The sequence below is a fragment of the Photobacterium sp. WH24 genome (assembly GCF_019204055.1).
Lineage (GTDB): Bacteria > Pseudomonadota > Gammaproteobacteria > Enterobacterales > Vibrionaceae > Photobacterium > Photobacterium arenosum.
The window spans coordinates 166011-179399 of the sequence record NZ_JAGSOZ010000008.1; the positions used below are offsets into that span (position 1 = coordinate 166011).

Here is a 13389-nt window from a genome sequence, read left to right on the forward strand (position 1 = left end):
ATACTACCAAGCACAATAAAAAAAGCCACGTCATCAGACGTGGCTTAGAGATAACAAAGATGCGATTAATTGAGGTAATCGGCCAGATAAGCCAGTATATGTTCAGCTTGCTGTTCAGAGAGCTTGCTCAGTTTGAGCTGGAGTCTGTCACCATCTCTGACATAACTTGCTTGCCCGCGCACCAGTTCAACCGACTGAGGTTTACTGCTCTGCTGTACTTTGGGACGCACGACCTCGCCAAGATGCTCAATGTGATTGGTGACTTCACGGGTAATACGCGTAATACCCTGTGCATCGACACTTTGCCACACAGGTTTATCTTGCTGAGCCAGCTCCTTCACAAAGGCTTTCTGCTGCTCATCATTCAGTGAATAGTAGAGTTTATGCAGCTTAACTATGGTCGGCCGACCTAATTCGCCCACACTCGGGTAAGCCATTAACAGCTCCATCGGCAAACTGGCCGCTTTCAACGCGCCGCTGACCAGCGCTTCGCTGCACTGGCAAAACCGGGCCAAGGCTTTTTGATCAGCCACTTTGCCGCTAGCCAGCAAAGCCTGCATTTCTTTGCCGCGTTCAAACAATGACAGCGGCTTGTGCGCATTGGCCACATCAGAAAGAAACTTGGCATGATCACTGTTTATGCCTTTGGCTACATAAATCAGAAAATCCTGTTTCGACAGCAAACAGGCCATCCGCCGCCGGCTACCGTCAAGCACTTCAATGCGGCCGTCATCCAGCCAACGACCCACTGCCGGATATTGTTGTCCCCGGTCTTTCAGTGTTGTCAGAATATCGGCTAAGGCATGTTCGTTTAAAAATGCCTGCTCACGGGCATTCTGAGCAAACACCTGAGTCTGTTCGCCAATCTCGCTGGCTTTCACTTTTACCAGTTCAAACGCCACAGTGGTTTCACCGGCAACTGCCAGCTCAATAACTGCTGCTTTATCTTTTGCCGCACTTTGCGCCTCTGCCACTGTGGTCGCACGGCGCTTATCTGCTTTACCAAACAGACGGGCATTCAGATCGTTTGTTTTAATCGCCACCTGTTATTTCTCCTGGTTCAAATTGGCCCAGTGACTATGCATAACGCGTTCGAGTTCAAGGCCAACCCGCTGAATCGCGTCCTGGGCAGTCGATAAGGTTTTTTTACCACCTTCAAAATCTGCAGTCGTCAGATCAAAAACGGTGCTGTAGGTATCAGCACAGGTTTCAAAAGCACGGCTACGGGGCACTGTCGCCATCATCACCTGCTCCTGAAGCAGATAGTTCATTTCAGTTAATACAGAGACCTGTTTCTTATTATCATCTTCGAACATGGTAGGGATCAAACGGATAAACTCCAGTCCATGCCAGTCTTCCGGGAACATTTCATACACAGTAGGCAAGTGCTGGAAGAAATTCACCGTAGATGCCCAGTCAAGACGTTTAGCCGCACAAGGGATCAACAGCGCATTTGACGCATACATCGCATTCCACACCAATGGGTCGATGTGCGGGCCTGTATCAATCATGATGACATCAAATTCATCTTCTATCTGATCGATGACTCGCTCTTTCAGCAATTGCACAATATCCAGGTTCTGATTTACAGCCAGATCCTGCCAGGCATCAGCATTAAACATGGCGTCTTCCGGGAAGGCCGCAATGGTTTTCAGGTTAGGGTACTGAGTTGGCATAACCACATTATTCATCAGAAATGCTTTGTCCGTAGCCTGATCTTCCGGCACATTTCCCAGCATTACGTCAACCGCAGAATAAATGTTTTCCTGATCGCCGACACTGATTTGCGGGTTCAGAAACAGACGAAGAGAGCCTTGCGGATCCAGGTCGATTAAGCAGATGCGATAGCGCTTATCCAGATCCAAGGCCAGACAAGCCGCCAAATGAACCGCCGTCATCGACTTGCCTGTACCACCTTTCTGGTTCTGCACATTCACCACCCATGGCTTACGCTTGCCGGTTTGGCGCTCGTGAAAAGCAGGGCGCTCTGCCGCATCCATCAGCATATGTGCTTCATTTAGCGTAATAGAGTAATGATTGGCGTTATTTTTAGTAAATTGATGTCCCGCTTCTTCCATCCGGGCAATCGCTTCATCTAACTTACGACGGGTCAGGCCAGAACGGGTCTCCATAAGTGCTTTTGACATAGAGGGAAAGTGGTCATCCCTGCGCTCTTCCAGCACGATTTCAATTCGGTCCGCCTGAACCTGTTTTGTCTGCTCAGCTATCTTGAGCAAATTTTCTATTGTTTCTACCCGATTCATCTTGTTCATCACCCTACAGAGTATTTGTCAAAATTGTACAACATAAATACACAAAAACAACAAAAAGCTGAACATTTCACTGTGATAAAGATCTCAAGTAAAAACCATGCCAATTCGGATAAAAGCCGTACGAATTGACCAAATCCTTACAAACCGGTGCGTCACTTCTACCTGTTACGATTCAGATAACAGCTCATAAATTAAAATGTCACAGCGTCACAAATTTACAATGTAAAGCAAATGAACCCAATTTTGGCTGGAAGCCTGAAAAAAGATGGCTAATCTACAGTGACTGTCATTTCAACCCGTAAAAAACCAAAATAGGCTTGATGGATCAGAACAGACGCAGCGAAAAAGACGATAGCACGAGGCCAGCTAGAATAATGGAGTAAAAATGAGCACTGTACCTTGATCATGCTTCAGGCATTATTTGCCGTTTACGCAACAATGATCAAGGAGAAAGCAGGCGAAATAGTAAGCTGAAAACAGTGCTCTTAAAACAAGGAAAGATCGGATCAATGATCAAGATGAAGATCCTCACCAGGGATCAAGTTCAATACCTGCGGAAGCATAGTCAAGTACCGCTAAATTACGGTGAATGCCCGATATACCTGAATCAAATCGGGTTGCTATCCCTACCATTGGCAGCGATTGCACCAACCACCATCACAATCAGTAGGTTGAAATGACAAAAGTGACAGCTTGATCATTTTTCCATTACCGGACACATATAAAAGCGCTCTGTTATTACGGTGGTTGTCTTTCCGAAATCGATGAAATCAACAGCAACATGAAAGAGTCAGGCGTAAAAAACGAATTACGCCAAGTTCAAAAGCGAATACTTGATCATCGTTCTGGACCAGAGAACAGGAAAAAAGCACGAGAAAGGGGAGTGAACCGTCGATTTTAATGACCGGGTGAGCACCTCTCAGGTATAACTCTGTGGATAACCTGTATAAACACATTGATCATAGTTCTGATATTTCGTTGATCATACTTACAGAACATTAATGATCATGGTTCTGGGCCTTGTTTGATCATGCTTACAGAAGAATCATGATCACCACTCCGAAAGCACATTGATCATACTTCCGGATCGTGTAAAAAAATATATTTTTGTAATCAGTGAGTTATAGCAATTTTGTTACCTGGATCATAAGATCACATTATCAATTAGATCTTTAAAATCAAAAAGATCATTATTAAAAAGCCTCAATAAAAAAAGCTTTCTTTCTCAGTATTTTTTTATTATTCTTTCCGGAAAGATGGTCAATTTACGGCGAATGGCAAATGAAAGCTACGGTTACACGTGATGAGAAATATGATGAAAAGATCCTGATCTCAGCTCCCCGATCACACAAAGACGGACACTTGTTTGCCATTCCCAACGCGCTTGTCGACTGGTTACCTCAATATCAACACTTCAAAGGGGTAACCCGAAGCATTATTGAATTGCTGAACCTGATCTCTTTACGTGGCCTGTCCAGTCAGGACGGCATAGTGTCAACCACGGAACTGGTGGAAGCCACTGAAGGTCAGCTTACCCGTGCAGCCATCCAGCAACGCTTACGTGCGGCTGTGAGTATTGGTTTATTCAACCAGCAACCGGTACGCTTCGAAGAAGGGCTGGCAGGCAAGACCATGCTGCATCACTTCATTAATCCTGCTCTTTTGGTTTCTCAGCTGGGCACTGCCAGCCTGCAGTCTGCTCAAAGTAAAGAACAAGAAAAACAAAAACGTTCTAAAGCTTTGGCACAGAACCAGGTCAATAAACGGTTATTGAACGAATATGGCCTGGGCACGCCGCCTATGATGCCCGACGAAGCCGATCAGATTGTTGTTTCACCCACCAGCTGGGCAGGGATTATTGATCAGGCACTGGCGCCGCCACGCACCAAGAAAAGCTATCAAAAATCTATGGTAGCAATATCTGGCACACGCGCAATTATTGAAACACGATCATCGAAAGCGATCATGACAGTAGACGACATGATGACGCTGTTCGCGCTGTTTACCCTGACGGTGCAATATCATGATCATCATTTGTCGGATTACGAGCTGCAATCGCGGCACATGAGCAATAAAACACCGATTTACATCACAGATATTCTGGCATTGCGCGGGAAAAAAGACAGCGGCCCGGCCCGTGATTCGATCCGTGAAAGCATAGACAGGATCGAGTTTACCGATTTTCAGCTGCATGAACTGACTGGTCGCTGGTTAAGCGAGAACATGCCGGAAGGTTTTAAAAGTGATCGTTTTCGTTTTCTGGCCCGGACCATAACCGCGTCGGAAGAAGCACCGCAGGAAGGCGAAGATGGCGAAATCCGCATTAAACCGAATCTGTACATTCTGGTCTGGGAGCCTTCGTTTTTTGAAGAGCTGCTGACCAGGGATTATTTTTTCCTGTTCCCGCCAGAGATTCTTCGCCAGCATACTCTGGTCTTCCAGTTATATACCTTCTTCCGCAGCCGGATGTCGCGCCGTGGCCATGACAGCATGCTGCTGAGCGAGCTGAACCAGAAACTGGCCCGTAACATTGAATGGCGCCGTTTCTCTACCGATTTGATCCGCGAGCTGAAAAAGCTGGCTGAAGGTAAAGTGACGGAGTCGTTATTTGCCGTCAATCTGTGGGGCTATCACCTGACGATCAGCCCGGCAGAAGGCAAGGCATCGCGCTATCAGGATTATAATATTGAGATCAAATGCGATGCTGATGAAGTGATCCGTTTCTCCCGGGCCAAGATGCACAATGAAGGCAAGCGATCCATGGCCCCCACTATGCCCAACCCGCTGCGCAATGAGATCCTGCCCCGCCAGGAACTGGAGCAGTTGTCTGAGATCATTGACGGCGAGTTTGAACCGATCCAACGCAAAGAAGGGCGTCCCAAGGGCCGCTTGGGGCGACGGGTTAAATTGCGAAAGCACCTGGTCGAGATCAATGCGGATGAGTTAACCATAGTACTGTCGAAGTATACCTCTCAGGAGGCCTTGCAACGCAGTATCACAGCGCTGTCTGCTATGTCTGGTCATCCTGTCAGCGTGATTACTGAAGAGTGCCAGGCCTTTATGGACAAGCTTGACTGGCTGCGTGTCAGTGGTGAGGTGATGCCATACGAAATCCTGAGTAAAACGGTTGAGCTGTTTAACAGTCAGCATGATGAGCGCCATCTGTCGATAGAAAAGCTGATCTCAGGATTAGCCGTACGCCGTAAGGTCTGTAAGTTAGTGTACGAAGGACACATTAATGACCAGGTACTGACGGCGCTAGATGATATTGCCAGCGGCAGATAGGAAGCAAGATCAAAGATTTCAGTCAAATCTGAGTCAAATCAATATGTTTTGACATTACGATGACATTAGGTGCACAAAAAAAGCCAAAATGAATCTTGATATAACCTTTGTCCCTTTCGATGAGAAAGGTAACCCCTGGCAAGGATGGCGGGTCAGTTATCTTGTGAGTCTCTCGAAAATGCAATATGTGAGTTTGTTGCGAGCCCGTCCCGGCTCGCTTTTTTTTATCTGTTTTTCAGGTCACGGACTATGCCATGCCCCTGAGGACACGGCATAAATATTGAAGCTAAGGGATTTCACGGACCAGCCTTAGCATCCCTCCCCAGATATTGTAATCGTGATAACTGGCATTCCTTTTCTCCGGCCCACCCCAGGGATCATTATTCAGTGCTGTGAGCAGGGGAAGGTTCAGGTTGCTGAACGACACAAAGGCATAGCGCCCATCTGTGCCCCAGCTGTCGGTGAGATAATACAGCTCTGAGTAGCTCACAAACCTATGATAGAGCGGATCAAATTTACCAGCCTCTTTCAGGGTTTGCAGCTCTGCCAGTGTTTTAGACGGATAACTGAAGGCCGGATACAAGGCAGGCGAACACTGGTTATTGTAGATACTTAACAGTTCGTTCACATCAGGAGCTCGCCAGGGATGAGCGGTTTCACCCAGCCGGCTGTTCTCGTTACTCACGATCACCGCCTGTTTGGCCAGATGGGCATTGGCCTCTGCATCTTTGTCTATTATCTCAGGATCACCCTGACAACTGAGTTGATCCCCGCTGAGTAGCTGACCTAATGAGCAGAATTGCCACTGCAGCCCGGTTTGCTTGTCATTCACCACTTTGAGCGGACCTGCAGTGGTTGTCAGCACTGCCTGAGTAAAGCGCCCGGATGGCGGGGTGTAATTTGCGTTACAGGCCGTCTGAATATTGTCACTGGCCTGCGCGGCGCACGTCATTACTAGAGTCGCAATCAGTATGCTTATCGATTTCATCTTGATGTCCCTGTTGTTTATTGCGCGCTAAAGCCATCGCTGACCAGCATGATCATGTGCGGCTGCTGGTTTGGTGTCAGTGCATTCCCACGTTGCTTCAACGGCCTGACGGTGCGCGTCAGCGCTTCTGCAGCTAGCGGATGCTGATTGGCTGTCCAGAAACCGTGATAGATAGTTTCATGCCGGCTTTTATCTTGATCATCTTTCCAGTTGAAATAGGTGGTTTTTAATCCGCTGATATTCGGGAAGTAGCTTCTGTCCAGTGCGGTTGACTGATCGCCCTGCAGGTTCATGATCCCGTAAATTTCCTGCTGGCTGGGCAGTCGCCAGTTACTCAGTCCGCACAGCTTGCTTTCGTTGACTTTAGTCACCTGGTTAGCCGCACTGCACTGGGTACGATCTGAAGCCAGTTTTCCGGTGTCCGGGTTGTAACAGGTGCCGTTAAAAGGAGTACTGCTGTCTTTGCCGTCAAAGGAAAAATAGTACAGATCATCGTGCAGGCTGGGGTGCTCAAGATCCGTCGCCGATTTGGTTTCCCAGATCAGGCCGGTATTAGCGTCAGCCACGCAACTGAATTTGAGCTGCTTCCAGGCAAGATCCTGACGTGGCAGGCGTTTTCCTTCTGTATCCAACTTGATATAACGAGCCCCCAACTCACCGTCCCGGTTACTGTTATAGGCCAGCCCGCTTAACGGATCGCACTGATTCTGGGTGTCGCGCCCACGGGTGCTGTCGTCACCGAGAATGCCCTGGGTGATCCGGGTATCATTGAGATGGATACGCCCCGGGGTGTATTGCAGCTCTGCACTCAGGCTGCCACCCGGTGTTCCGATACGAATGCGGTACGTCTGCCATTTATCCAGTCCGCTTACGGTTGCCCGGGTGCGGCTGGTTTGCTGGCGATTGGCGGCATCAGTGATGGCGGTAAAGGGCTTTGTATCCCAGCCGAGCGTATATTCACTCACGTAATCCTGTTCCTGCCAGTCAAGCGTAACCCAGTGCTGACCAGAGGTGCTGTCCACCCCCTGACCGACGATAGCAATGCCTGTGACCTGATCGTAGCTGACCAGCCCGCTGGATTGACAGATGGGGGACAGATGGCTGTTCGGGTACACTTGCACCCAGCGTCCTGGTGGCGGCTGATTGTCAAAGTAGGCTTGATCGGGGGTGGAATCGGCTAACAGGCTGGTGGCCGCTTTGAGGATGTGCGAGATATTGTTATCAGGGTGATTGATCAGCAACTGAGCCAGCCCCGCGTTTTCTCCCATCAGGGATTGCAGAATGTTCAGCTGAGGGATCTGATTACTGTTTGAGACAATACTGTACTCTGCCTGCATGTTAATACCGACCAGCCCCAGCAGATCCTGATAAAAACTTGCGCTTTCAATCAGATCTACGGGTTCACTGAACAGTGACTGCTTCGCCTGAAGGGCGGCGAAAGCGGCCAGAAGCTCAGTTTGCTGGCGCGGGAATGGCGTCATCAGCGCATCAATTTCCGCAATACTCAGCGGCTTCCAGTCGATAAATGAGCCGTAGCTGGCCAGAGTTGTCTTCTTTAGCAGCACTTCCTGAGCAGACGAAATGTACCCTATGTTGGTGCGGGCATACTCGCTGCTATCGAGGGTACCGTCCTGATTGGAATCAAGGGCTATCAGCTCACAAAGCGGCCCCAATACCGAGCGAAGCTCAACATTGGAACTGTGATCGGTAATCTGAAGGGTCAGTAAATCCTGAAGGTTGTCGTCTGTCATTTTACCTTCCCAGGACTCGCCGATGAAGCCGGGAGCACACTGGCTGAATCCGTCAGCGGTGTCATGGAGGCGAACGGTCAGGGTGTAATGCTGCTGACCCTTGACGTTTACTCTGTGGGTCTGACGGCCAGTGTCATCTGTCAGCATCAAGGGAATAACCCGGTGAGGACGCTCTGGTTTGTAATAATACTCACCCCGGGTGTCGTCATTGGGCTTGGCTCCAATGAGAACACTGACTCTGGCGTCTGTCAGCTCTGCCGGAAAAGCCCCGCTCAGGCGAAGTGTATAGACCGGATAGAAAGATTCCTGCCAGCGGTATGCTGCGCTCAGGGTGTTCAGGGTTTGCCCTGCAGTAAAACTGGCTTCCAACTGAGCTTCAGCTGTTGCCGGCAGTGTGATTTGACGTGTATCTGCCAATTGGCCATACAGCTCGCCCAGCGAGAGGTTTGGAGTGGCAGCTTTGGCGCCCACCAGCTGAGCGGTAAGCTGCGTTTGCGTTAATCCCAGCAGCGGCAGGGCTGAAACATCGCTGTCGGCAGGTTTAGCCTGCGTTTCTGAGAGCAGCTGTGCAAGGTCGCGCACGAAAGCCTGGTTAAGCGTGGCATGCGTGGCCATCTGCCGCTTGGCGGCTTCTCTGTCACTTTGACTGAGTGCGCTGCGTCCAAGCAGGTGCTGCGCGACAGCGTCAAAGGCAATACTGGCCGGAGAGAGGGCGAGCGGCAGCAATTCCTGATTATCGATCAGTTGATTATTATCACCATCAAGCAGTAACAGACTATCGATATTGGGCAGGGTGTGCCGGAAAACCATGCCGGGATTATCAATGTCTGTGGCCGTCAGGCTTAACGATGACTGACGTTGCCATTGCCGCAGCTGTAATTCGAACTGATAACCGCCGGTTTCAGCGGTGCGGGTCTTAACTTCAGATTTACCATCGCTCAGACTGACAGTGTACTGCTGGCCGCGATCCCCCAGAACAGCACCGGATAAAGTGATGGTGGTGACAGGTTCGGGCGCAGGATCCGGGGTCGGCGTCGGGTCTGGCGTTGGATCCGGAGTTGGCTTGGGTGCCGGATCCGGTGTGGGATCGGGCTGGACCGGCGGGGGCGGGCTGACTGTGCCTCCCGTGTCAGACCCTGAGTCAGGCTGATTCGGTAACAACGCAGAGGGTGACCCCGTCTGTCCTTCGCTACCGTCTCGCACCGGTTCGATATTGCAGCCGCTCAGTCCGGCAACCAGCGCTGCGCTGATCAATACCTTAAATCTATCTTTACTATGAATATTCACTTCAGTTGTTTTCCTTCCTTCTGGTGTTCCGGCTTGACTCAGCTATCAAAGACGCTGCCTATTTGGAGCTTTGTGTCACAAGTGACTCTATTTTTTTCTTTAGTTGCAGTTATTTAGCGATTTTTTACTTAATCGGCGGAGATACTATTGAAAGTGATGTTGATAATCAATATCATTCGCGTCTGTTTTTTTAACCTATTGATGGAGTGAATAATGAAAGTGTTTCCGGCCAAGTTAATTCAGCGGTATCTGAAAGATGAACAGGGGGCAACGGCGATTGAATACGGCATCCTGGCAGCAGGGCTGGCCGCCGGTATTCTGGCAATCTTTGGCTCAGACGGTGTTTTCGTTACCGCACTGAAGGCAAAGTTTGAGGCGATCATTAAAGATCTGAATATCGGTGAAAATGGCTGATACCGGCATAGTCGTCGCTCAGGGATTGGCGGCATTGATGTTCTCCTGGCTGGTGGTTACTGATGTGACTGAGCGCCGGATTCCCAATGTCACCATAGTTGTGCTGCTGATCTTGTCCGTGCTGCTGGTGCCTTTCAGCCTGATGAATGTGCTGGTTTCAATAGCCTGCCTGATCCTCGGGCTGGCCGCATACGCAAAAGGGTGGCTGGGAGCCGGGGACAGCAAGCTGCTGGCAGTCTGCCTGTACGCCGCTCAGGACCACTGGCCGGAATGTCTGCTGGTAACGGCTTTGTCAGGCGGAGTGCTGAGTCTGGCGTATCTGGCACGAAACCGCTTGTTGCTGGCTTGGAAGCCGGCTTACCCAGCCGTACGCACTGTGCCTTACGGGGTTGCCATTACACTGGGAGCCTTGATGTCGACGCCTTTGATCCTCTTTCCATGACGGGCTGAATCAATCCCGGAGAGTTCTTATCATGAAAAAATTTCTGTTATTTGTCATAGCGTCAGGAGCGCTGCTGGCAGCCCTTGCTGTTGTCTGGGTTCAGCCAGCTGAGTCGCCTTCAGAGCAGGCACGGGCTGCGGAGGCCGATAACGCCACCGAACGAAACCGTGCCGAGCCGGTGCAAAACCGTGCCCGGATTCTGGTAGCGGCACATCCGCTGCAGGCGGGAGCTTTGCTGCGCGAGGAAGACTTGCGCTGGGCGGATTTGCCGTCATCCGATGAAGGGAACCTGCCGGGTCTGTTCCTGCAGGGATTTATTCAGTCTAAAAACCTGTCCGGCAGCCTGATCACCCGTTCACTGCAAACCGGGCAGATCTTGTCGGCAGAAGACGTGATACGCCCGGAGCAGAGCCATTATCTTTCCGCCATGATGGCGCCAGGCACCCGTGCCGTGACCCTGGCACTGACACCGGAAGCGGTCAGTCACGGCTTGCTGCGTCCGGGAAACCGGGTCGATGTCATTCTGACCAGCAATAACAGTAATGCGGGCAAACTGGTGGGTGACGAAGCTGTATCCGGCCTGTCTGCCGAGCAGGTGCTGTCAGATATCAAGCTACTGGCTATTGAAGCGCAACTGATTGATCTCGGTCAGCGTGGCGCCTCTGCTAAAGGTCAGCAACAGTTTGATCTGGTGAATGTAACTTTCGAGTTGTTGCCCGAGGAAGCGGCCCGGCTGTTGCTGGCCAACAAACTTGGCGAACTGTCGCTGGTGCTTCGTGGTCGACGCCCTGCTCTCGACAGCATGGCGGCAACAGAGCAAGCCGTGGTTTGGGCCGAGCAGGTCTCGCAAAACCATAATCCGAAAGCCATTCCCACGCATGGGGTTCGTATTGCCTACGGTAAGCCGGCAAACGATTCCGATGCTGATAAAGCCGATAAATCCGGTTCCTCCAATTAAGGCCCGTGTGTCATGCGTTGTATCTCATTCATGTTATTTGCACTCCTGAGCACTGTTGCTCAGGCAGCTCAACCGTTAATGCTCAAACCCGATCAGTCCCGCCTGTTGCGCTTTGACCAGCCGGTGAAAGATGTGTTTATCGCCAACGGGAATGTGGCCAAATTGCACAGCCCGTCAGAGCAGCACCTGCTGGTACACGGCATAGCCGTGGGTAAAACAGATCTGGTGATCACTGGTCATCAGGGACAGACCCTGGGCCATTTTGACGTGCGTGTGGAGGCCGATCTTACCGCGCTGGAACAAGCGGCAAAGCGTGCCTATCCCGACACGCCATTAGACTTTCAATACACCTCCAAAGCGATAGTAGTTGCCGGCGAAGTGATCAGTGCCCAGCAGGCACACGATATTTTGTCTATGTCTGCCGGCTTTGCCAGAGGTCTGTTTGCGACCAACGGCCAGGAACCGCTTTCGCAGGGGCGTGAGCGTTCCACCAACGAGCGGCCGGAAGACGCTGTACCCGGCGGGGGCGAAGGCCAGTATCCTCATGTGGTCAATCGCTTGCGTCTGGCCGGTTCAGATCAGATCAACATCTCTGTCCGTATCATCGAAATGGAACGCTCCACCAGCGAACAGCTGGGGATGCGCTGGAGTGCAATAGGTAAATATCTGCAGTTGGGTGTGTCGCCGGGCAATCTGTATCCCACGCCGGCAGACAACAGTCTGATTGGCAGAGATACGGTCAAAATTGACGCCATTATTGATGCGTTAGTGCAGAACAACCTGGTGACTGTGCTGGCTGAACCCAATCTGACGGCCAAATCTGGTGAGGCGGCGACCTTTATGTCTGGCGGTGAGTTTCCGTTTCCTGTCGGTAACGGTGACGATGGCCCGGAAATCGAGTTCAAGAACTTTGGTATCTCACTGGGACTGACACCAACCCTGCTGAGCAATAAACGCATCAGTCTGACGGTCTCACCGGAAGTGTCCACTCTGAGCCGTGAAAACAGTGTCTCCATTGGCGGTGTCGTGGTACCGGGGATCGAAACCCGCCGCACCACCACCACGGTTGAGCTGGCCGATGGCCAGAGCTTTGCGCTGGCGGGTCTGGTACGCACTTACCGCGATCAGAATGTTGAAGCTTTGCCTGTGCTGGGAGAAATACCATTTCTGGCGCCGTTTTTCAGCAGTACCACTTACCAGGAAGGGGAAAGCGAGCTGGTGATTATAGCGACGGCCCGTCTGGTCGAGCCGACCAGTAACCCGCTTGAACTGGCCACACCGCTGGATTTCTACCGCCCGCCAAGCCGGTTTGAACGGCTTTTCTTCAGTGATTTTGGCGACATGCAAGCCCCTGCTGTACAGGGACAGGCAACGCTGTTCGGCCAGTACGGCTATAGCTACTGATTCTGGGATTTATTATGAAACTGAATGCAAGATCTTTGCTGCTGCCACTCACGGCTTTGGCGCTGACGGGCTGTGTCGATCGGCTGGACAACTGGAACGACAGCCAGAAGACGACTGAAAACTATCTGGAAACCGCCACTTATCGGGTGAATGCCGCGCAATTGCAACCCTCGTTGCAGGCTGCTCTGCGCCCGCTGGCTGAGCGGCTGGAAGACGGCATACTCAGGGTGACAATCACCGGTCCGGCTGAGCCGCGCCAATCACTTGAGTTATCGGTTGTATTGCAGCAGCAACTGGCGATGCCAACCCTGGTGGAGCATCATCCTGCCAACCAGTCCGGATACCAGGTTGCTCTGACGGTGACGTTGCAGCCGCATACCTGCCGTTATCAGCAGGGGCCGGCCGAGGTATCGATGAATACCTGTTTACTGAAACGCAATCAGTTCCGGGCTATGACAACCACAGCTCACTGGTTCGAAGGTGCGGAGTACGAAGTGACATCCAGCGCGCTCGATGTAGGGGCCGTGCAGCGTCTTTATGACGACAAGATCAAACATGCCAGCAGCCAGAGCACAACAGGGGAGTAA

10 protein-coding genes are annotated in these 13389 nt (G+C 51.2%); 6 read left to right on the top strand and 4 right to left on the bottom strand.

All coding sequences use genetic code 11. The features are described 5' to 3' along the window. Positions 1-65 precede the first annotated feature (65 nt). Both KCG43_RS11860 and KCG43_RS11865 read right to left on the bottom strand, forming a co-directional pair. Complete coding sequence (locus KCG43_RS11860; protein ID WP_218385073.1) at positions 66-1043, bottom strand: ParB/RepB/Spo0J family partition protein; 978 nt, start codon at positions 1041-1043, stop codon at positions 66-68. A 3-nt stretch (positions 1044-1046) separates the two neighbouring features. Continuing rightward, positions 1047-2264: an AAA family ATPase gene (locus KCG43_RS11865; RefSeq protein WP_192016141.1), complete on the bottom strand. Its 1218-nt coding sequence runs from the start codon at positions 2262-2264 to the stop codon at positions 1047-1049. Positions 2265-3554: 1290 nt separating this feature from the next. Between KCG43_RS11865 and KCG43_RS11870 the strand changes: the two genes are divergently transcribed. Beyond that, positions 3555-5558 carry a replication initiator protein RctB domain-containing protein gene (locus KCG43_RS11870; protein ID WP_218385075.1) on the top strand — a complete coding sequence of 668 codons (2004 nt, stop codon included), beginning with the start codon at positions 3555-3557 and terminating at the stop codon, positions 5556-5558. Between the two features lie 286 nt (positions 5559-5844). Here KCG43_RS11870 and KCG43_RS11875 read toward each other — a convergent pair whose 3' ends face one another. Both KCG43_RS11875 and KCG43_RS21520 read right to left on the bottom strand, forming a co-directional pair. Continuing rightward, positions 5845-6546, bottom strand: a complete 702-nt coding sequence (locus tag KCG43_RS11875; RefSeq protein WP_218385077.1) for a DUF1566 domain-containing protein — start codon at positions 6544-6546, stop codon at positions 5845-5847. Between the two features lie 17 nt (positions 6547-6563). After that, complete coding sequence (locus tag KCG43_RS21520) at positions 6564-9584, bottom strand: DUF1566 domain-containing protein (protein WP_218385079.1); 3021 nt, start codon at positions 9582-9584, stop codon at positions 6564-6566. Between the two features lie 213 nt (positions 9585-9797). On the opposite strand from KCG43_RS21520, the gene KCG43_RS11885 reads away from it, so the two are divergent. From KCG43_RS11885 to KCG43_RS11905, 5 genes are read left to right on the top strand one after another with little or no spacing between them, the layout of a single operon-like run. Then, positions 9798-9998: a Flp family type IVb pilin gene (locus KCG43_RS11885; RefSeq protein WP_218385080.1), complete on the top strand. Its 201-nt coding sequence runs from the start codon at positions 9798-9800 to the stop codon at positions 9996-9998. Further along, entirely contained in the window at positions 9991-10440 is a 450-nt protein-coding gene (locus tag KCG43_RS11890) for a prepilin peptidase (protein ID WP_192016293.1), read from the top strand. Before KCG43_RS11885 ends, KCG43_RS11890 begins: the two co-directional genes overlap by 8 nt. Positions 10441-10471: 31 nt before the next feature. Then, positions 10472-11398 (top strand): Flp pilus assembly protein CpaB, encoded by a 927-nt coding sequence (gene cpaB, locus KCG43_RS11895; RefSeq protein WP_218385082.1) that lies wholly within the window; start codon positions 10472-10474, stop codon positions 11396-11398. A gap of 30 nt (positions 11399-11428) precedes the next feature. Next, entirely contained in the window at positions 11429-12802 is a 1374-nt protein-coding gene (locus KCG43_RS11900; protein ID WP_225445204.1) for a type II and III secretion system protein family protein, read from the top strand. A gap of 14 nt (positions 12803-12816) precedes the next feature. Continuing rightward, positions 12817-13389, top strand: a complete 573-nt coding sequence (locus tag KCG43_RS11905; RefSeq protein WP_218385083.1) for a hypothetical protein — start codon at positions 12817-12819, stop codon at positions 13387-13389.